The organism is Fodinibius saliphilus, from assembly GCF_005869845.1.
Classification (GTDB): Bacteria; Bacteroidota; Rhodothermia; order Balneolales; family Balneolaceae; genus Fodinibius; species Fodinibius saliphilus.
Map to the genome: position 1 here is coordinate 127,138 of NZ_VAWF01000002.1, position 21,975 is coordinate 149,112.

The following is a 21,975-nucleotide window of genomic DNA, read 5'->3' on the forward strand; positions in this document are numbered from 1 at the left end:
ATTGGCCTTCATTTTTTGTAGATTTATCCGTTGTTTATATCAATAACTTCCAGCTCAACCAGAGCCTTCGATGTCTGACAATTATCGCGCATTAACCCGTACTTACCGACCAACGTCGTTTGACGATATTGTATCCCAGAAGCACGTAAGCAGTACGCTTAAAAATGCCATCAAAAAGAACAGACTTGCCCACGCCTATATGTTTTGTGGTCCGCGCGGTGTGGGAAAGACCACCATGGCACGGGTATTAGCCCGTACCGTGAATGAGATTGATCAACAGGTTGATGGGGAGTCACTCAATCAGACATTGAATGTTGTCGAGATTGATGCAGCATCAAACAATAGTGTAGATGATATCCGAGACCTGCGGGAACGTGTTCGAATCCCCCCTCAAAATGGTCGGTATAAGATTTACATTATTGACGAGGTTCATATGCTTAGTAAGTCGGCGTTCAATGCGCTGCTGAAAACACTGGAAGAACCACCGGATCATGTCATATTTATTTTTGCTACCACAGAACCACACAAAGTACTACCCACCATATTATCACGGGTTCAGCGCTTTGACTTTAAGCGTATCAGTGTTGACCAAATAGTAGAACGCCTTGCCAATGTCGCAGCTGACCAAAACATCAACATTGATGAAGAATCGCTCCACGTAATTGCCAAGAAAGCAGACGGTGCACTACGCGACGCGCTGGGTCTTATGGACCAAGCCATTGCGTTCTGTGGAAATAATATTCAACATGAAGAACTGCTTCGGGCACTCAATGTGGTAAGTACCGAACGCATGTTTGACTTCATGAATGCCGTAGCGTCTAAAAATGCCAGCCAAGGCTTGGAGCTTATTAACGATCTTTTGCAAGAGGGCTACGACATTCAGGAATACCTAGTAGGCCTTACCGAACATCTACGCAATCTTTACGTCGCTAAAAGCTCAGCAAAAATGCACTTGGTTGAAGCTTCCCCGGATACAAAGAAGCGCTATCAAAAAGCTTCAAAAACTTTTTCTGAAGATGATTTAATGCGGATGCTTCATATTGTCAGTGAAGCGCAATACAAGATTAAAGAAGCGCATCAGCCTAAAATACAGTTTGAAATTACGCTGTTGAAGCTTATTCACATGGAGCGCACTCAGAATCTTAATAAGCTGTTATCAGGGCTCGAAGACTTAAAAAAAAAGCTCAATAACAAAACCGAAATAAGCAAAACTAATACTGAGGATACAAAAAGCGCTTCCTCAACTTCTGACAACAATCAACCTTCGCCTGAGCAACAACCCAAAAGAACGTCCCAATCTAAAAATGGGCAATCTGCTAATCCCAAAGAAGAATCAATAACAAGGCAACCGGAGCCACCTACTCCAGAACCTGCAGCCGTAAATAAAGAACCGAATTCAAAACCATCTACCTCTGAACCAACAAACAATTCGCATCAACCGGCGAACCAAGTCAATAAGAAAACCCCTAAAAAAACTGAAGAGGATTCGGATGATGAGCTTAGCAAGCTATTTGGCAAATCTTCTTTGGGCAACCCCAAAAAAAATACAGAATCCACTGTTGAAAAAGAAGAAACTGCAGCTGATACCGCTACCCAAACAAAAGCAAAAAGAGCGCCAAAAGATGTAAGCTTAGAAGAAGTTAAAGAGGTATGGGAATCGTACCTGGAAGACCTTCGCCACCACGTGCCTGAAATGTTATATTTCCAGATGCAACGTGTTAAACCGATGAAGCTTAAAAATGGGCTCTTGCTGTTGCGGTGTAATGATGATTTTGCAAAAAAGATTGTCGATGAAAATAATCGGCGACTGGGGAAATTTTTAGAAGATAAAATTGGTGCGTACCTTGGTTTTGAGTCCATAGTCCAAAAAGATGAAAGTGATGTGGAAGCTTCAAAAAGCCCATACGAACGTTTTAAGGAGCTGCAAAAACGAGATCCAACCATAAAGCATTTGGTTGAACTTTTCGGTGCTGAATTGGATTACAACTTAAACCAATAGAATTACAATGAAGGAGCGTTTATCCCGTTTTGGTAATAGCTTTTAAACTTATGAACAGATGCGATTCCAAACTGATTACAGGAATCACCAAATAAATATTTTAGTACTCTTTAATACTTAAATCACAAGATTATGAATCAGAATATGGCAGATATGTTCGGGAAGTTTTCCGAACTGCAAGAAAAAATGAAGCAAGCAAAGAGTGAACTCTCTAAGCTTGAAGTAGAAGCAGAAGCAGGCGGTGGTATGGTAAAAGTTAAAGCCAACGGCCAACGCAAAATATTGAGCATCAGCCTTGACGACGATGTTATTGATCCTGATGACGCTGAGATGATGGAAGACCTCGTTGTGGCCGGCGTTAATAAAGCGCTTGATAAAGCTGAAGAAGCAGCTCAAGAACGCATGCAAGAAACCTATAAAGATATGATGCCGGGCGGTGGCATTCCAGGTATGGATATGAGTAAACTAGGCTTTTAATTAATTGTTGTTTGTGTACGTTAGTCAAATCGCATATAACAATTAACTCTTAACACTATACATGGAAGGAACTTCGGAAATACTGGAGCAGGCAATTGAACAGCTTGCTAAGCTCCCCGGCACAGGGCGAAAATCAGCCCGGCGTATTGCGCTTTACCTGCTTAAACAGAATGAAGAATCTGTTTTAAAGCTGGCAGAAGCACTTGTCAATCTTAAGAAATCTATCACACGTTGTGATACCTGTGGGGTTATCAGTGACAATGATCCTTGCTCTATATGCAGTAACGTTAAGCGCCAAACGGGACAGATTTGTGTGGTCGAAGAGTCGCAGGATGTATTTCTGATTGAAAAAACCAATGAGTTTCGGGGGCGCTATCATGTACTTGGCGGTGTTATATCTCCACTCGATAATATTGGTCCCGATGATGTACGCGTCAAAGAACTCATGGAGCGCATCAATGATGAGGAAGAACAAACAGAAGAAGTGATTTTAGCCCTCAACCCTGATTCTGAAGGTGAAGCTACCTCTTACTATATCAATAAATTACTCAAACCCTTTGAAGAGGTTGAAGTCACCCGTATTGCCTATGGTATCCCTATGGGAACGGAACTTGAGTTTATTGATGAAGCTACCCTTGGACGTGCTTTCGCAAGCCGAAACACTTTCTAACGTTGTAGAAATGAACCGGTTAATAACGAATTGAGGCGTTAACCTAAATCTCTTATATCTAAAAAATCCATAATTAAATAAGCGAACTATGAAGTTTAAAACTATTAGTCTTTGTACGCTTTTCATGCTGCTTTCTTTGGCTGGACTTAGCCAGGATAACTATTACTGGCAGCAAGAAGCAGAGTACAAAATGGAGATCAATATAGATGCCGAAAACCATCATTTTACAGGTGTCCAGGAGTTGACCTACCACAATAACTCACCCGATACGCTCCATCGTGCATTCTACCACCTATACTTTAATGCTTTCCAACCGAACAGCATGATGGATGTACGTTCGCGTACCATTGCTGATCCCGACGGACGGGTTCGTGACCGCATCCAAAAATTACCAGAGGATGAGATCGGATATCACCATATCAACAGCCTTAAACAAGATGGCAAAAAGGTTGATTATACCGTAGACGGTACTATTCTAGAGGTCACTCTTGACGAACCGATACTTCCGGGTGAATCAACTGTATTCAATATGGAATTTGAAAGCCAAGTGCCACGACAGATTCGCCGATCCGGTTGGATGAACAAGGAAGGTGTTGAGTTTTCTATGAGTCAATGGTACCCTAAGCTTTCTGAATATGATGAGGATGGATGGCATCCCAATCCCTATATTGGCCGGGAATTTCATGGTGTTTGGGGGAGCTTCGACGTTAAAATCACTATTGACAGCTCCTATGTTATGGGTGCTACAGGACACCTTCAAAATGCGGATGAAATCGGCCACGGCTATGCGGATAATTACAATCGCCCTAATTCTGAAAAACTGACTTGGCATTGGAAAGCTGATAACGTGCACGACTTTATGTGGGGTGCCGATCCGGACTTTACCCATACTACAGCACAAGTACCTAACGGCCCCAAACTGCATTTTCTCTACCAAGCAGATACTGTTGCCGTTAATGCAAAGCAATACTCCCAAGAACAGCTTCGCCAAAGCTGGGAAAGACTACCCCAAGCTACTGTTACAGCATTCCAGTTTATGAGCAAACATTTTGGTAAATATCCTTATGACAAATTTACCGTTATCCAGGGAGGGGACGGGGGCATGGAGTATCCGATGGCTACTTTGATCACCGGAAACCGTTCTTTTGGAAGCTTGGTAGGCGTTACGGTACATGAGCTTGTTCATAGTTGGTATTATGGCGTTTTAGCGACAAATGAAAGTCGATATCCCTGGATGGATGAAGGGTTTACGACCTACTCCTCGGCACTTGTCATGGATCACCTTTTTAAGAATGGAAATGAAGAACGCCCTCATAAACGGTCGTACCAATCGTACTTTAGTATTGCTGAGGATGGGCAACAAGAAGCACTCGACACCCATGCCGACCACTTCCATACCAATAGAGCTTATGGCGCTGCATCATACTCCACAGGCGCCGTATTTCTGAATCAATTGCGTTATATCGTTGGCGGTGAACACTTTGACCGCGGCATGAAGCGTTATTTTGAAGAATGGAAGTTCAAGCATCCCGACGGACGTGATTTTCTACGAGTTATGGAACAAGAATCAAACATGGTGCTGGATTGGTATTACCAATATTTCATAGAGTCTACTAAACATATAGATTACGGTATCACTTCTGTGCTGGAAGATAACGGATCTACTTATGTAACGCTCGAACGTCATGATCTGATGCCGATGCCTATAGACTTAGTAGTTTCCTACAAGGATGGCAGCCAGGAACTATATTATATGCCTCTGCGCATTATGCGCAATACCAAGCCGCATAGCAGCTCAGATATGCAACGCATTGTTAAACCTGACTGGCCATGGGTAAATCCAACATATACCCTCGAAATTGATGCTCCATCTTCAGAAATAAAACGTATTGAAATTGATCCCTCAATGCGGATGGCAGATGTCAATCGTGAAAACAATGTGATTGATATGAGTGAGTATCTGAAACAGTTTGAACCTGCTACTAAATAATCACGACAAGGAAAAGCTTACTCACTAAATATATTCAAAAATGGCACAGGCGTGATGCTTGTGCCATTTTTTATTTTTGGGGATTTGTTAGCCTACCTCCAGTTAAATCCCTGTTTTATAAGATTTTGTGCTACACAGATCTCTCGCTTCGTTCGAAATAACTCGTTGTTTGTTTATTGTGGCAAGCTACCTCATCCCTACTTCCTAAAATCACAGCGAGAGGTCTTTGTTTTGATGGATAACTAAAAATGGGGCAGTAAGCACATTTAGATTTGCCTTTGCTGTGGCCGAACGATAACCCCAGTCACCCGACTAAGGTCGTTGATATTACTTCCAACAATTACACCCGTGATCGCAATCTGTCAGCTGCCGGCAGTAGTGGTTGATGGTTAGTTACAGATAAAACTAAAAAAGATTGGCCTGTTCGCTATCCTCTTTGGGTGCCCGCTCCATCTGGGGATTGGCAACCTTACCTTGATTGACGCGCAGCATATCCGGTTTAAACTTCTTACCATAAATCTGCTTGGCAACGCCCTGCAATGCCTTTTCTCCGCGAGGGGTTATTAGCAATCGGTCTTGGTCATCTATAGAAAGGAAGCCAAACTCTTTCAGGTCATTCACAATCATATAAGCCAGCTTATTGATCGCTCCTGAATTCTGCTCAACATAATCACGACTAGGTGCCTCATCGGCAGCAGAGTAAACAAGACCCAAAATGTTTAATTCTACTTCGGTAAGGGGATATCCTTCGCAACCGGCCGTCAGGGTTTCGTCCCACGCTTGTTGACTAAAGTAAGCTCCAAACCACCACTTGCCTTCTTTGATAAGTTTATCCGTTACTTTACAAGCAAAATATTCACCGGGCTTCGCTTTTTTAGGGATACCCCGGTCTCGGTACATTGATACCAATGTTGCTAAATCCAACTCATGAAGGTTGGGAGGGTAACTAAAGAATGTATTTGATGACTTTTCCATGACGCTCCAAATTAGAAAACTGGAACCTTATTGTCATGTTAAAATTGCAAGAATTTTTAACGATGTATGTCCCGACTATTAGACCGGGCACTTACACACATTATTCCTCAAACCGGATCACTATCCTATTGAAAAAATAAAGCTTAATTCCCGGTTACGCTATCCCTTTTCGGTAATAAGTTGTACCGCAATATCCATATCTACATCTTCAGGATCAAAATCATCTGGTAAGCTTATATTATTTTTACCATGCTTAATATATGGACCATATCGACCAGTCATCACCCGTACTTTTTTTCCATCTTCGGGATGTTCACCAAGGTCATGAATGACATTGCTTTTCCGCGACTTCTTATTCTTCTTCTGCTCAAGCAGTTCCAAAGCCCGTTCCAGTGTAATATCTAACACATAATCTTTCTTTCGCAGTGAGGCAAAAGTACCGTCGTGTACAACAAAGGGTCCATAGCGGCCTACACCCGCTCTTATAATTTTTCCAGTATCAGGATGATCTCCCAAAGGACGAGGCAGCTCCAACAATCGAAGGGCCAAATTAACATCCACATCTTCGGGCTTCATATCCTTAAGCAAAGAAGCACGCTCAGGTTTTTTATTATCATCAGTCACTTCACCAACCTGCACATACGGACCGTACCTTCCGTTAAGTACAAAGATGGGCTCTCCGGTATCAGGATGGTTACCAATAGATTTCGGACCTTCCTCTTCCGCTTTTATCAACTCTTCAAGCTTTTCAACCGTAATATCACTGGGCTTCCAGCTTTCCGGTATAGAAGTCGTTAATTCTTCCCCATCCTGCTCTTTTTTAATATACGGACCGTACCGCCCTACAAACACTTGTATCCCGTTAAGACCGGGCAGGGGAAGTTCCAAGTGGCGAGCATCCTGTGGATCAATTTGATCTTCCTGTTCTTCTACTTTTGCTTTCAACCCGTCATCTCCTTTGTAATACTCGCGGAGATACTGTTTAGTATCCAGTTCACCTTGGGCAATTTCATCCAACTTGGCTTCCATTCCCGAGGTAAAGTCGCTGTCTACTACATCATGAAGATTCTTCTCGAGCAGTTCGGTAACCGCAAAAGCGGTGAAAGTAGGGACCAGCGTTTTACCGTCCGCTTCAACATAACCTCGATTTTGCACCGTACTGATAATAGATGCATAGGTACTGGGTCGACCAACTCCTCGTTTTTCAAGCTCTTTAACAAGGGTCGCCTCAGTATAACGCGCCGGGGGTTTGGTCTCGTGCGAAATAGGCTCAATGCCATCCTCTTCAACCGTTTCTCCTTCTTCTAGCTTAGGCAAGAACTTTTCCTGGTTTTCCAGGGCCGCATCGGGATCATCACTCCCTTCTACATAAGCTCGGAAAAAGCCGGGGAATATAATCTTCTTGCCACTCGTCTTAAATTCAGCAACTTTATTATTGGCTTTAGCCTCGATAGTAACATTGGTAAACTCAAGCTCAGCCCGTGCCATTTGGGTAGCTATGGTACGCTTCCATATCAAATCATAGAGCTTAAACTGATCGCCACTAAGACCTGCCTCTTCCGGTTTTCTGAAATAACTACCTGCCGGACGAATTGCTTCGTGAGCCTCTTGAGAGCCGGAACCACCAGAATAATTTCTGACTTTTTTATAAAGGTAGTCTTCACCATACTCATCCTTAACGGCATTACGCGCCGCCCCAATGGCCTGACTCGACAACCGAGCTGAATCAGTACGCATGTAGGTAATGTATCCATTTTCGTACAACTTTTGAGCCACACCCATTGTCCGCTTAGCCGAAAAGTTCAATTTCCGGTTCGCTTCCTGCTGCAAAGTAGATGTTATGAAGGCCGGGGAGGGATTTCGCTTCTTACGATTCTTTTTAACTTCCGAGACCTCCCAATCGGCAGACTCAAGATCATCACGCAGTTCACCAGCGGTTTTATCATCAAGCAAGACAACCTTTTCAGGCTTCTTCAGCTTGCCCGTATGTTCATCAAAATCTTTACCGGAAGCTAATCGTTTACCATCCAGATGAGTAAGATCAGCTTCAAAAGTATTGCCGGCATCCTGCTTACGCAGTTGAGCTTTCAAATCCCAGTAACGAGCAGAGCGAAATTTCATGCGTTCTCGTTCCCGTTCAACCATAAACCGAACAGCAACCGATTGTACACGTCCTGCCGAAAGACCCGGCGCAATTTTTTTCCAAAGAAGAGGAGAAATTGTATAACCGGCCAACCGATCAATAATACGGCGGGCTTCCTGGGCATTTACCAAATTCATGTCGATATCACGAAAATGGTTAAGCGCTTCTTTAATAGCTTCTTCGGTGATTTCTCTAAAAACCATGCGCTTCACCGGAATATCGGGCTTTAAAATCTCGGTCAAGTGCCACGAAATTGCTTCTCCTTCCCGGTCTTCATCTGTAGCAAGAATAAGCTCATCAGAATCCTTAAGCTCTTTCTTAAGTCGTTTAACAACCTTCTTTTTACTAGAAGGTATTACATAAAGAGGATCAAAGTCGTCATCTGTATTGACACCTAAATTTGCCCACTCCTCTCCCTTAAACTTTTTAGGCACCTCTTTGGCATTGGCAGGGAGATCCCGAATATGCCCCATCGACGAATCGATCACATACTCTTCGGGCAGGTACTTCTTAAGCGTTTTAATTTTTGTGGGTGACTCTACAATTACAAGCGACTTCATATAAACCGTTTTCTACAAATTCTCGATCACATCCTTTAACTCTGAGGCATGATCTTTAGTATTTATTTTTTCAATAATAGCTTTAACAGTACCATCCGTATCAATAATATATGCTGACCGTGACGGAGCTTCGTATTGGTTACCGAACATGTTCTTTTCAACAATAGAATCGGTAGCTTCTGCAAATTTATAATCAGGATCGGATGCCAGTATATAATTGATATCCAGTTTTTTTGCATAGTTTTTGTGCGAGCCACAGGTGTCTTTGCTTATAGCTACAATGTTATATCCCTGCTCATCAAACCAATCGGAATGCTGGGCTAAACTCTTATTCTGCTTATCACAACCCGATGTGTTATTACGCATATATACCGAAACTATGGTAGGACGTTCCAAAAGATCATCAAAGGCAACAGTCTGCTCTTCGCCATCTTTAACGATATCAAGCATAAAATCGGTATCAATTTTAGATCCTGTCTCAATCATTTTCTAGGAATTACTTTTTATTATCAATCCAATCTTGTATTGGTAACGGGAGTTGCAGGGGAAATCGTTCTCTGTAGCGCTGCCATCCAAAGCTTTTATGATAACGCTATCAGCCTGATACTGCAATAAAACTTTTGATTGCCGAAGGTACAGCCTTTATTTGAAGCTTAGATGAAGAAACATCTTACAAGAACAGGAATAGCAAACGCCCTGAGATCAAATTTATTTCAAACTCACCAATACCCTATTTGTTCCTATTTTTGCGATGTAACAAATATCGTGCTACCGTAGCTAAAACGATCGTATGATGGATAGTGCCATCTGAAGAATATGACAAAAATTCTTCAAGGGGTATTTTATGAACTTTAATTCGTTCGTGTATATCTCCCCCCGACTCTTGTATCCCCTCGAAGGCACAACCTTCTGCCAAAAACAGGTGCGTGAAATTAGTCATTATTGCGGGATTCGCGCTCACCTTTCCCAAACTGCTCCATTCCTCAGACCGGTATCCCGTTTCTTCAAGCAGCTCTCGCTGTATGGCTTCCAACGGCTCTTCACCTGGATCAACCATACCGCCAGGCACTTCTAGTGTAGGCTCTTCAATACCATATCGATATTGCTCTACCAGCACTACTTCGCTATCAGAAGTAATAGGCAGAACATTTACCCACTCAGGAGCTTTAAGCACATAAAAGTCTCCCTCATTTTCTTCATCATCAGCTTCCAATTTCATTTTTCTGTGTAAAAGATTAAAAATTGGTGTCTGATATTCTTTATTTTGGTGGATAACCGACCACGGTTCTATTGAAAAGCGGAATGATTTTTCACTCATAAAATAACAACAGTTTATGTCAGAACGATTTGAATTTACTACTGATGAGGTTAGCTCACAAGAAGAACTCCATGAACGTGTGGAGCAGGCCTGTGATACAATGGAATCCATTTATGAAAATGGTGAATATCCAAAACTACTAGTCAAACGATCGTGGTCCAAACATAATCCCATTATTACGGGAGAGATGGCTAAACCAAAATCTTACCGTTGGTACCTGTTGCGAGAGCTAAAAAAACTGGGAGAAAAAGGAGCTGTCATAAAAATCATACCTTCCCGTGAGCGACTGGCACTAAACGATCCTGACCTGCTTGACAATACTGACGAAGATGACTGGGATATCACTCAGAAAAAACTCTTCCTGTTTAGTCCCGAACGAATTGAGATCTCATTAAATCGCCTGCAGCATTACACAGGTACACAACCCGAGGACTTTCAACGATATATTCTGTTCACTAATTATGATATGCATGTAGAGGTATTCAAAGAGAAATTCCCCAACTGTGTGGGTCCAGACCGAGAAGGCGTACAAATGCCTGCTTACCATCACAAATTGGATGATCATAAAGGTGTGACGCTCATTAATATCGGCGTAGGTCCATCAAACGCCAAAACCATTACCGACCATGTCGCTGTACTCCGTCCCGATGCGATGATTATGGTCGGACATTGCGGCGGCCTGCGTAACCACCAGGAAATTGGTGATTTTGTATTAGCAACAGGCTTTATGCGGGATGATGGCGTACTGGATAACATCTTACCACTAAATATCCCGATTACCCCCAACTACTTACTCAATGTCTATCTCAAAGAAATACTGGACAAATACAATCGCAATCACCGCCTGGGTACCATCTTCACCACCGCCAACCGAAACTGGGAGTTTATAAAAGGACGAACGGTTGAACAAATTCATATGAGTCGCAGTATAGCCGTAGATATGGAGTCGGCAACAGTTGCCACAAATGGATATCGCTATCGTATCCCCAATGCCACCATGCTATGTGTTAGTGACAAACCGTTGCATGGAGAACCCAAGCTTAGTGATGCAGCCCAAGAGTTCTATGAAGACTCTAAGCAGATGCATATTGAGATGGCTATTGATGTACTTAACATGTGCAAACAAAACTATCCGGAAGGCTTACCTAACGCCAGCATCCGCGCAATGAATGAACCTCTGATGGGTGGTCCCGACGAAGACTAGTTACAATAGCTTACTATTGACTTTTCAAGCCTGCCGATCCTCAAAAACCAGCAAGGCTAAAGCCGTGCCCTTTTCTACACTCAGTGCAATTTGCAAAGTCCTGTTTTTAAGCCGGGCGACATATTGAAATATGAAAAAACGAAGATATGTAACAATCCCCACTAGCTCTGTATCAGATACTGAAATTTTACAAAAAACTGGCGATCCGTTTCTGTGAATCCCCCTAAACCATCGGGTTTTCCCGAGTCAAAATGGTTCATATAATCCGTCATACCAATATAAAACTTTGTGAAAGGGTTGACCTTATAATACACCAGTGGATATAACTGGATTTGTTCTTTAAATGAATTGTACTGAGTTATTACACGGGCAAACAACCTTCTTGAAAAGTTATAATTTCCCGTCATTCTGAAAATACTGCCACTATAAAACTCCTGATCATCCTCGACAGAAGATAATGTGGAATAATTATAACGCAGCGACAATTCCAGACGACTACTGGGCTTTAATGTTGTATAAACACTTGCATTGTACCCTCTACCCAATTGGGGATTATTGCTCTTATAAATATATCGACCGAAATTAACATTACCCCCAAAAGAGAGCATATCCATAGGATTTGATTGCAGATTAACCATTGTACGATGAAGTCTGGTGAAAAACTCTCCTCGAAAATGTTCATCATTTAGAGGCAAGTAACTAAAAGAAAGGTACGTTTGGCCAGCCAAATTATTACTCCATCTTGTATAGATAAAACGTTCTTGAAACTGCCCTCCAAAATCATATCTCCAGACCCCGCTTACACTTACTCTACCTCGTGATAACCAATCTTTATTGGGATAGTAAGCAATACTCTGTGATGCTTCCAGTTGACGCCTATCTGTTCTATTGATAAATCCTGACTGGGTTTGGAAAGTTGGTGAAAATGATTTGTACTCAAAATCAAAGTTGTAATACTTCGCTTCCCGCGAAAACTCAGCACTCACCAGGGTACCACCATACTGCTCCCCGTTAAACGCAGCATCATATCGTTTTTCTCCAAATACTCTGCCTTCTGACATTAATGTTGAATCATCGAGTTCTTTAGTACTGGAATAGCCCAACTGCCCACTAAAGTAGTACTGATCTGCTAACAAAATATTCCAATCAATACTCCCCACATAGTTGGATCCTTCCCCTTGGTTTCGTGCTGTAAACAGTCCGCCGATATACGATTCAGAGCCAAAATTGTATTTTCCTCGAAATATATTATTGTAAGCATCTATATCTGATCGGACTAAAGAACTACTATATTTACCCGGAACCAGGAAAGGACTGTCTCGATCATAGGCCGTCAAAAAAGCAAGACTAAAATTATCTGCCTGATGCGTATATTTACCAGCTGCTATCGGGCGGTTAATCATACGAGAATAAAAAAGATTCTCTCTGGTAGCGAACAAATCACTTCTTCGCATAAAAAAGGGACGTTTTTCGGGATAGTATAATGCAAATGTTTCATTTGCCCCTATCTGTGCCGCATCAGTTTCAACCTGACTAAAATCCGGATTAACCACTGCATTTATAGAACTCGTAGAATTAGGAGAATAAGAAACACTTCCACCAATCCGTCCATTTATCCGCCCATGATTCAAATTCGATGAATTCTCTGGGTTTTTCAATGTACTATTCTGATAACCCATACCATAAGGCAAAAACTCAACAGCATTACTGCTTTCAATATTTTTCACCCCTTTCATCTCTCCATTTTGACAAATTAGACATGAATTATCTACACTTACATCACTCCAGGTAAACTGATAACGGGTACTACGCGGATAGTTTCGGATAAATTGTATTGACCAATCCTGCACCTTTTTATCTGGAAAGTTTAGGCTTGCAAAAGGAACTTTCATTACTACCTGGTAACCTTCATCTGTTATTTTGCCTTCTGAATACCATAGCAGATCAAAATTCATGTCTTCGTTATTTCCAGATCGCATGCCATCCATCTGAATGCCCAGTGGATTTGAAAATAGCTCATAGGCATTTTGGTTATTATTAAAAGGATCAACAAAGACCCCTACAAAATCATCTCGAAAACTTTTATCCCGATCTGAAATATTAGCCCGAATGTTCTGAGGGTTGGGATCTTTTGCCCAAAAGCCGATATATAAATACTCTTTGCTGTATAGCATTTTCACTTTGGTCTGAACAGTTGCTGAAGCATTATCATCGGGCATCACTTGGTTCTTTATATATATTACCGGTGCTTTATCCCAAGCTGGCTGATCTAGATCAGCGGTAATTTCAAAATTTTCCGAAATCGACTGAGGTTTTACAGCTGCTGTTCTGTCTGTAGTTGACTGCCCCACTACCTGTTGCGTCACTACTATAAACAAAACGACTAAAACACTACCTGAATACTTCATCTACCCATCAATTAAAAGTTCTTAATATGTTTACATATAACCTTACGGATATATCAAAAAATGTTTCAAATATACTTGAAGTAATCACTCGAAACAGCATCAACTAAGAAAATATGAGACATGAGGAAAACCTATTTGAAACAGTGTTTATCAAATAGGATAATTGAGAGAGGTAAACTTAGATGAAGTACAATTAATAGCCTAATGACCAATAACAGCGATTCTTGATGAACTATAAAAACTTTCAATCATGCTAGAAACTTCATAAGAAACTACAAGTAGCGTCCGACATTTCAATGTGTACGATGCCCCCTTAATAGAAATACCCTCCTGTTAATAGGGGAAAAATCTGGTTTCTGATAACTTTTTTAGATCAAAACGTACTTTACACAGAAGCAGCACTATTATTCATGTCTACTTTTCTATTAATACTTTCTATCGCATTAGTCAGTACGTGAGTTTGCCCCTGTAGCTGCTTAGCTGTTGAAGCATTTTTCTCTGCCATACCTGCTGTATTATCTGTTGTGTCAGATATTCTAGCTATACTTTTCTTAATCTCTTTAAGCTGAAAAATTTGCTCATCCCCCACTGTATTCACCTGTTCAATCCAAGTTTGCAGTTCATCAATCTGTGATGAAATTTGTTTTGAAATAGAAACCCCCGCTTCTGCTTTCTCCACATTCGTTTCAATCATCTTACTTATATCGGCCGCTGCCCGAGCCGTCTTTTGAGCTAACACTCGAATTTCGTCGGTAACTACAGCAAAACCCGCTCCGGCTTTCCTGCACGAGCAGCCTCAACTGCTGCGTTCAGAGCTAATATATTTGTCTGTGAGGCAATGCTGTTAATGGTCTCTGTAATAGTAGATATATTACTACTAGACTCTTTAAGATTATTCATGGAATGATTCATCCGATCGGTCTCATTCGCAATTGACTCCACCTTCTGGGTAGCCGAGTTCGTTTTATCATTAAGCTCCAATATTTTTTCATTCATACTATCGATCGATTCATTAGACTCTGCTACTACCTGGGCATTTTCAGAAGCATTGGCAGCCAAATCTTGTCCGGAATCAGAAATAAATTCCGTCACTTCTCCTACTTGATGAGCTGAAGCACTCAGCTCGTCCATAATATTAAAAACCTTCGAATTATTTAGATATTCTTGCGTCAGATTCAATACAATATTACTAATTACCACAGCCTCAACAATGACAAAAACGGCGTGCAAAGCAACCAGATCCCAACCACATCCATAATCAAACACTTTAAATAGTAGTTCCAGCAATGGCCATCTCATAGGTTCGGGCAATATTAAAAAGGGCATGATGTATTGCTGTAGTTGCCGCAGCAGCTAAAACCGGTGCTATATCTATGTAGCGTATTAGTACGGCGATAGCGATAAAAATATGGAAATGCATCTCTATTCTACCCATATGCTGCTGAATAAAAATCATCGAAAAGGCCATAAATGAAGCGCCAAAGGTAATCCGACTTAACAACGTGCCTGGATTCATATTATAAACTACATAGGCAATACCCGTTATTATACCTCCTCCTATAAACCCCAATAGATATGTACTATATGTAAATGCCGTTAATGTAGAGGCTACGATCCAGTGCAAAATTACGAGCCTAAACATAAAAGCATCCGTTTTTACAAACGTTCGTTTTACATTCTGCCTGACATCTTCCGATAAATCATCACTATAAACCGGGAAAAATATATCTTCGAAGCTGGCTTGATCCGTCATCGCTTAAGTTTTTTTGTCCTGCCGGGATTTGAAATCTTGTTTTATTGAATTAATGCTTATTTGAGTACAGTCTGTATCGTTTCCTTCTTAGTGCTATTTGACAATACCCGCTTTATTTTCCATCCATTCTGCATCTGTCGTAAAACAAAAAAGTCATCAGTATGGAAAATCTTTGATTTATCCGCTCTCAACTGATTTGAAACGCACATTAAAATCACGGTGAACTTCTCTCATTTCATTAGATGTCAAAGTGCCCCCCGTTATATGCTTTGAAAACTGGCGCCCATATCTTCTTGTTACTTCAGGATTTGCTTTCTTTGCCACATTCACAAAAACAGCACCTACCTTACTCTGAGGGAATTTCTGTTTTAGAACCTTCAAAACTTCTCCTAACCTTTTTAAAGAAACAGGGCATATGGAATCACAACCGGCATACCCCCAAAAAACCACTTCAATCGATTTTGATGATTGGGAAAGAAAAAATGGTTCAGCCACCGTCTTGTTTTCCAGAGGGTGCCCTTTCCCCAGATAAGAAAAACCTATTACTAATGTTGCAGGGAGTAGTGATATACCTGCTAGTAAAGATAAAGAGATAACTTTTTTCATTTAGCCTAAAACCTACCTACGGTTGATGCTTATTTATCGATAAATTTGCTTTAACCTTAAATCCTACTAACTCTGTAATCATAGTTTACTTTGGGGAATTTTGTAAGGATTGCACACTTTGCTAGTCCTACTTATAAAATCAACATCAAAAGAGAGATTGTAATGTCCAATCAAGAACAATTTGAAGCCAGTAGCTTTTTAAATAGAACTGTCAAAGAGATGGGCCCGGATGAACAACCCCGCGAAAAACTGATGAATTATGGAGGTGAAAGCCTTTCGGATGCCGAACTTCTGGCTATCCTGCTTCGAACCGGCAGTAGAAAAATGAATGTAATACAAATGGCACAAGCTCTGCTAGATCATTTCGAAGGCCTACGCTACTTGGCTCGTAAAGACTGGCAAGACCTTAAAGTTATTCCTGGAATGGGAAAAGTTAAATCACTAACGCTGGAAGCTGTGTTTGAGCTTTCGAAACGGATACAAGTGGCCAGCCTTGGTAAACAGATTCAGATCACCTCCCCTGAAGATGCTGTGGCATATTTTGGACCAAAACTACGCGACCTTACCAAAGAGGTATTTATGGTGGCTTTCCTTAACAATGCCAAAATCGTAGTAGGGTACAAAAAGGTAAGTTCAGGTGGTTCTACAGCCACCATCGTAGATCCAGCCGAAGTGATGCGACAAGCAGTTATGAATGAAGCAAATAGCATTTTACTGCTACATAACCACCCGAGTGGTAACAATAAAGCGTCAAAAGCCGATATCCAGCTAACAAAACGAATCTCAAAATCAGGCAAACTGCTGGGTATCCCAGTTGATGACCATATCATCATTGCCGGCGATGGCTACACTAGCTTCCGCGCCCAAGGGCTTATAAATTAGAAGTAAAAAAATAAGATTTAGGAATTAGAAACAATGAAAAAGGTAAATATTGCCAGAGATAAAAGTATCAGTTCTCACTTCTTATTATTCAACTTAGTCGAAAATTGATTGCAAAACGAACAAGAATATGTCATATCTAAACAAATTTTAAAAAGTGGAACATCTGATTGGGGCTAATTTAGAAGAGGCCATTGGTGCACAATCGAGAAAGGACTTTAAGGCTAAACTTTCATTTTATACAAAGAAGCCCGACAAACACATTCCTGGTTCAGATTGATAAGGGATTCTAATCGCAGAAAACCTAAATTTGTCAATTCATTGATTGATAATTGTGATGAATTATTAAAAAATCTCGGTTCGATCATAAAAACTCTGAAAAATCCTTATTCCTAATTCTTAATTCCTAAATCAACTGCTTATATTTAGCGGTTATTAATTTTCTGCAAATGCAATGATATTAGACAATGAAGGATTATTTACGAAAAATTATTACCACCTCACTGCAGCAGTTTGATATCAGTGAAGAAGAGATCCCCGAGATACAGATTGAAAAACCCAACCAGCCAGAGCACGGAGACGCTGCCTCCAACATTGCCCTTAACCTGGCAAGCATTTTAAAGGACAGTCCACGAAATATTGCAGAACAAATTGTGGACGGCCTAGAATATGAGACTGATAAAATTGAAAGCGCAGAAATTGCAGGACCCGGTTTCATCAATTTCAGGTATGCCGAGAACTATCTTTTCAATGAACTTAACAACATTTTAGAAGAGGGAAAAACTTTTGGAAAATCTTCTACTCTCCATGGTCAACGTATCTTGGTAGAATATGTCAGTGCAAACCCCACCGGACCGCTTACAGTAGGCCATGGTCGTAATGCTGTGTTGGGCGATACTATTGCCAACCTACTGGAATGGATCGGCGCTGATGTCGACAGAGAATACTATTTTAATAACGCCGGACGTCAAATGCGGGTGTTGGGGCAAAGTGTAAAAGCCCGATACCTGCAAGAGTTAGGACAAGACGTTGACCTACCCGAAGGTGGATACGAAGGGGAATATATTCGTGATATTGCCCAAGCTTTAATTGATGAACACGGCGAAGATCTCACTAATAGTGAAGATATTACACCTTTCAAAGAGAAAGCCGAGCAGGTTATTTTTGAGGATATCCAAGAAACGCTGCAACGTATGGATATTAAGATGGACTCCTTTTTTAACGAGCAAGAAGTATATGACGATGGTTCCATCGATAACGTCGTAAACACACTACGCGAAAAAGACTTGGCATACGACGAAGACGGGGCAACCTGGTTCAAAACCACAGAATTCGGCAAAGATAAAGATACCGTACTGATTAAAAGTACCGGAGAGCCCACCTATCGGTTGCCCGACATTGCCTATCACGTAAATAAACTTGAACGCGGATACGACAAATGTATAGATGTCTTCGGTGCCGACCATATAGATACCTATCCCGATGTGCTTTCCGGGCTAGACGCTTTAGGTTATGACAAATCAAAAGTAGATGTGGTGGTCTATCAGTTTGTAACTATCGTCAAAGAGGGCCAACCTTTTAAAATGAGTACCCGTAAGGCCAACTTTGTAACCCTCGATGACCTGATGAATGAGGTAGGATCTGATGTTACACGCTTCTTTTTTGAGATGCGGGACCCCAACACACACTTGGAATTCGATATTGCCGAAGCCAAAGAAGCCGGAGATAAAAACCCAGTATTTTATCTGCAGTATGCTCACGCCCGTATCCACAGCATTTTGCGTAAAGTAGCACAAGAATACTCCTTCGATACCGAACCAAAACTCAACCTGCTCAATCACGATTCAGAGACAAAGCTAATGAAAAGTCTGATTCGCTTTCCCGAAATGATAAAAAGTGCAGCCCGAAGCCATGAACCCCACCGGCTAATCAATTATCTCGATGATCTGGCCTCTGCATTTACTACCTTTTACCACGACTGTCGTATTCTCGGTGAAGAAGAGGAGTTGGTGCAGGCACGCTCAGCGCTGGCCAAAGCCACTGCACAAGTTCTGGCTAACGGGTTAGGAATTCTTGGGATATCTGCTCCAGAAAAGATGTGATTTATGCAGACCAAAAGTCAGGATGCATACCTTCAACAATCATATACCCTGTAACTGCTAGGCTGGTATCAGCTTGGTAAAACAGACAATTCCCTTTGAAAACTGTTCGGAAATGTGAAATCCCGCTCGTTCAAACATGGTGTTACTTTCACCGATGGTCCAAAACTTAATACCACCAAACTCAGCAGAATCCTGTAACAGTCGCATATACCAGGCATCGGCTTTTACCAGGTGCATCATAAAGAAGGTACCATCTTTCTTGATTACGCGTCGGGCTTCATAGAGTACTTTAAGAGGGTCAGAAAGCTCGTTTAGTGTACCCCCCATCATAACTCCATCAAATGTAGCAGCAAAGAATGGTAGTTTACGCCCATCGGCCCGTAAAAGGAATAGGTTAGCTTGTTCCGCTTCTGATTTTAGACGTGCTTCTTCCAGCATCTGCTTAGAAAAATCTAGCGAAACAACTTTGGTATTGGCCTCCTTACCCTGCACTAAACGACCATAAAGACCGGTAGAGCAACCGATATCCAAATACATTTTATCGGGCTGAGGATTCAACCATTCAATGAGCAGCTCACGCTCTTTTTCAATAGGAAAAGCTTCTCCCGTCAAAATGGAAAGAGACCGTTTCCGCCATATATCCTCATATAATGCCGCTGTTACCTTCCAGTGATTAGAACTCTGCGCCCATGACATACGCACTGTGTCATCCGCTAACAAATCAATAATATTGTTGGAGATGGTATATTCATCCCCTTTGTTGGAGCAGATAGTTCCATTGAAACTCTTTTGCAGATTTGCTACTTCTTCGGGCACCGTAATGGAGGCGCGATCATTCTTTGGGGAACGCAGTTCAAGAGACATAATTTTCTTTTTAAAGATTCTGGGGCATGAATTAAAAAATAAATACCCATCAATACCAGTGCACAGCAGTACGGAATAGAAGCCGCCGGTGTTACAATCTAAATCTGACTCTCTTTCTGTAGAATCAGTGAAATCTGTGCCCCCTTCTGAACACTTAACATCTCTTCGGCATTTCCTTTATTGATGCCAATCTCCAACATCCCTGAACTCCCTATAAATGCCATGGGCTCTCCCTCAGGAACGGCCCCGAAAGTGCCAACTATATCATCCAGAATCGTATTACCCACATATATTTTTACGCTCTTGTCCCCAATGACCTCTTCGATTTGATCAGACGTTATATTAGTAATTAAATTACCAAACTTGTCAATATGAATGACCATACCTTCCAGTCCATCTTTATCGGCAATAGGCACCGTCCAACGATAGGTAACAAGCTCACTAAGTGGCTCACCCAAATCTTCCAAAGGTACTCCCTCACTAAGATGAGCAGCTGCAGGAGCAAAGATATCACGGCCGTGAAAAGTCTCCGAAGGATCCTCACGCCAATACTTATCGTTGGTCAACTTCACTGCCTTGTAGTCACGATTCTGGGTGAGCAGCGAAAATATCCCGTTATCGGGTCCAACAAAATATTGGTCCCCTATCTTTAAGGCTACTGCATTTCGATCGGTACCAACACCGGGATCCACCACTACATTATGAACCGTTCCGGCTGGAAAAAGCATAGCAGAGTTTTGCAGGATCCAAGACCCTGCCATTATATCCTGCGAAGGAATATCATGTGAGATATCGATCATCCGTACATCAGGAGCGATGCCCAGAATAACCCCTTTCATGGCACTCACATAGTAATCCTTCAGACCAAAATCAGTCGTTAAAGTAATTACATTACGCATATGTATTAAGCATAACCGGCATCACAAGCATGAGAATTTGCTCATCCTCTTCCTCTTCAGAAGGTTTTACGATACCAGCCCTGTTAGGGGTAGAAAATTCAAAGTATACTTCGTCACCGTCAACATTACCTAAAACATCAGCCAGATATTTGGCATTAAAGCCTATCTCCATCTCATCATTGCTATATTCACAAGCAATCGTCTCTTTCGCTTCACTGCTCATGTCAATATCTTCAGCCCGAATCGTCAAGTTATCAGGGTTTAGCTGCAGACGAATTTGACGGGTAGTAGAACTAGAAAAGATAGCAACACGCTTTACCGTAGCCAGCATCTGCTCTTTATTGATAAACAGCTCTTTTTCATTGTCTTTGGGTATAACCGACTCATAATTAGGGTACTGCTCATTAATCAGTCGGGTTATAACGATGGTATTTCCGCTCTCAAAACGCACATGATCTTCCGTAATTGTTAATACACACTCCTCGGCGTGAAGGGCTTTCTTAACGAGATTCAATGCCTTTTCGGGCACAATAAAGTCAACTTCTGTATCGCTGGTCAGATCATGCTTAATATATTTTACCAACCGATGACCATCAGTAGCAACAAACTTGCTTTCTTCAGCACCAATATCAAAATAAACCCCCATCATTGCCGGACGCAGATCATCATTTGATACAGCAAAAAGTGTTTTATCAATAGCGTTGAGAATAAGATCTTTGCTCGTCTCAAGCTTTTGCCCGTCATTTAAGTTTGGAACTTCAGGGAATTCATCGGGATCTTCACCCACCAGCTTATAGGTACCCTTGTCAGTACGAAACTTAATATTGAATTTTTCATCCACCTCAAAAGCTACAGGAATATCGGGCAGCTGACGCAATGTTTCGATTAATCGTCGTGCCGGTATTGCTACAGCCCCACCATCATCGATATCAGCGTCCATGGATTCAATAATGGATATTTCAAGATCAGTAGCGGTCAAGCGAAGTTGATCACCATCACTTTCAAATAAAATTGTTTCCAAAATGGGCAGCGTGGCCTTATTAGGAACAGCCCCCGAAACTGCTGATAATGCATTTACAAGTTCGTTACTTGAGACATTAAATTTCATAGATAAACCTTTTTAAACTA

The 21,975-nt window shown here is 41.5% G+C and carries 18 protein-coding genes and 1 pseudogene; 8 read left to right on the forward strand and 11 right to left on the reverse strand.

Annotated features, from left to right (window positions below):
* The first annotated feature begins 70 nt into the window (after positions 1-70).
* From dnaX to FCN14_RS08570, 4 genes are all read left to right on the forward strand, one after another.
* Positions 71-1,999 (forward strand): DNA polymerase III subunit gamma/tau, encoded by a 1,929-nt coding sequence (gene dnaX, locus FCN14_RS08555; RefSeq protein WP_138430863.1) that lies wholly within the window; start codon positions 71-73, stop codon positions 1,997-1,999.
* A 132-nt stretch (positions 2,000-2,131) separates the two neighbouring features.
* Positions 2,132-2,476, forward strand: a complete 345-nt coding sequence (locus tag FCN14_RS08560; protein ID WP_246043139.1) for a YbaB/EbfC family nucleoid-associated protein — start codon at positions 2,132-2,134, stop codon at positions 2,474-2,476.
* Between the two features lie 61 nt (positions 2,477-2,537).
* Positions 2,538-3,146 (forward strand): recombination mediator RecR, encoded by a 609-nt coding sequence (gene recR, locus FCN14_RS08565; RefSeq protein WP_138430865.1) that lies wholly within the window; start codon positions 2,538-2,540, stop codon positions 3,144-3,146.
* An 88-nt stretch (positions 3,147-3,234) separates the two neighbouring features.
* Positions 3,235-5,136, forward strand: a complete 1,902-nt coding sequence (locus FCN14_RS08570) for a M1 family metallopeptidase (RefSeq protein ID WP_138430866.1) — start codon at positions 3,235-3,237, stop codon at positions 5,134-5,136.
* A gap of 405 nt (positions 5,137-5,541) precedes the next feature.
* Here the strand turns inward: FCN14_RS08570 and FCN14_RS08575 are convergent, their stop codons facing one another.
* The 4 genes from FCN14_RS08575 to FCN14_RS08590 form a co-directional block, all read right to left on the reverse strand.
* Complete coding sequence (locus FCN14_RS08575; protein WP_138430867.1) at positions 5,542-6,111, reverse strand: hypothetical protein; 570 nt, start codon at positions 6,109-6,111, stop codon at positions 5,542-5,544.
* Positions 6,112-6,270: 159 nt separating this feature from the next.
* Positions 6,271-8,814, reverse strand: a complete 2,544-nt coding sequence (gene topA, locus FCN14_RS08580) for a type I DNA topoisomerase (RefSeq protein WP_138430868.1) — start codon at positions 8,812-8,814, stop codon at positions 6,271-6,273.
* Between the two features lie 12 nt (positions 8,815-8,826).
* On the reverse strand, positions 8,827-9,300 hold the full coding sequence (locus tag FCN14_RS08585) for a peroxiredoxin (RefSeq protein ID WP_138430869.1): 474 nt from the start codon (positions 9,298-9,300) through the stop codon (positions 8,827-8,829).
* A 244-nt stretch (positions 9,301-9,544) separates the two neighbouring features.
* Positions 9,545-10,132: an NUDIX hydrolase gene (locus FCN14_RS08590; RefSeq protein WP_138430870.1), complete on the reverse strand. Its 588-nt coding sequence runs from the start codon at positions 10,130-10,132 to the stop codon at positions 9,545-9,547.
* Positions 10,133-10,148: 16 nt separating this feature from the next.
* Here FCN14_RS08590 and FCN14_RS08595 point away from each other — a divergent pair, with 16 nt between their 5' ends.
* A complete protein-coding gene (locus FCN14_RS08595) occupies positions 10,149-11,336 on the forward strand; it encodes a phosphorylase family protein (protein WP_138430871.1) in 1,188 nt (395 codons plus the stop codon).
* 161 nt (positions 11,337-11,497) lie between these two features.
* Here FCN14_RS08595 and FCN14_RS08605 read toward each other — a convergent pair whose 3' ends face one another.
* The 4 genes and pseudogenes from FCN14_RS08605 to FCN14_RS08625 form a co-directional block, all read right to left on the reverse strand.
* Positions 11,498-13,744 carry a carbohydrate binding family 9 domain-containing protein gene (locus FCN14_RS08605; protein ID WP_138430872.1) on the reverse strand — a complete coding sequence of 749 codons (2,247 nt, stop codon included), beginning with the start codon at positions 13,742-13,744 and terminating at the stop codon, positions 11,498-11,500.
* A gap of 385 nt (positions 13,745-14,129) precedes the next feature.
* Positions 14,130-15,070 (reverse strand): annotated as a pseudogene (locus tag FCN14_RS16090) (methyl-accepting chemotaxis protein).
* On the reverse strand, positions 15,012-15,497 hold the full coding sequence (locus FCN14_RS08620; protein ID WP_138430875.1) for a hypothetical protein: 486 nt from the start codon (positions 15,495-15,497) through the stop codon (positions 15,012-15,014). Before FCN14_RS08620 ends, FCN14_RS16090 begins: the two are co-directional and overlap by 59 nt.
* 177 nt (positions 15,498-15,674) lie before the next feature.
* Positions 15,675-16,103: an SCO family protein gene (locus FCN14_RS08625; RefSeq protein ID WP_138430876.1), complete on the reverse strand. Its 429-nt coding sequence runs from the start codon at positions 16,101-16,103 to the stop codon at positions 15,675-15,677.
* 162 nt (positions 16,104-16,265) lie between these two features.
* Between FCN14_RS08625 and radC the strand changes: the two genes are divergently transcribed.
* From radC to argS, 3 genes are all read left to right on the forward strand, one after another.
* The gene (gene radC / locus FCN14_RS08630; protein ID WP_138430877.1) at positions 16,266-16,985 is read left to right on the forward strand and encodes a RadC family protein; all 720 of its coding nucleotides are present in this window, start codon (positions 16,266-16,268) and stop codon (positions 16,983-16,985) included.
* A 154-nt stretch (positions 16,986-17,139) separates the two neighbouring features.
* Entirely contained in the window at positions 17,140-17,262 is a 123-nt protein-coding gene (locus FCN14_RS15950; protein ID WP_212747607.1) for a four helix bundle protein, read from the forward strand.
* Between the two features lie 187 nt (positions 17,263-17,449).
* Positions 17,450-19,084, forward strand: coding sequence for an arginine--tRNA ligase (argS, locus tag FCN14_RS08640; RefSeq protein WP_138430878.1), 1,635 nt, complete (start codon positions 17,450-17,452; stop codon positions 19,082-19,084).
* A gap of 57 nt (positions 19,085-19,141) precedes the next feature.
* On the opposite strand, the gene FCN14_RS08645 is transcribed toward argS, so the two are convergent.
* The 3 genes from FCN14_RS08645 to dnaN form a co-directional block, all read right to left on the reverse strand.
* Entirely contained in the window at positions 19,142-19,948 is an 807-nt protein-coding gene (locus FCN14_RS08645) for a class I SAM-dependent methyltransferase (protein WP_138430879.1), read from the reverse strand.
* Between the two features lie 98 nt (positions 19,949-20,046).
* On the reverse strand, positions 20,047-20,847 hold the full coding sequence (locus FCN14_RS08650) for an SAM hydrolase/SAM-dependent halogenase family protein (RefSeq protein ID WP_138430880.1): 801 nt from the start codon (positions 20,845-20,847) through the stop codon (positions 20,047-20,049).
* Entirely contained in the window at positions 20,840-21,955 is a 1,116-nt protein-coding gene (dnaN, locus tag FCN14_RS08655; protein WP_138430881.1) for a DNA polymerase III subunit beta, read from the reverse strand. The genes FCN14_RS08650 and dnaN overlap by 8 nt, the downstream gene beginning before the upstream one ends.
* Positions 21,956-21,975: the final 20 nt, after the last annotated feature.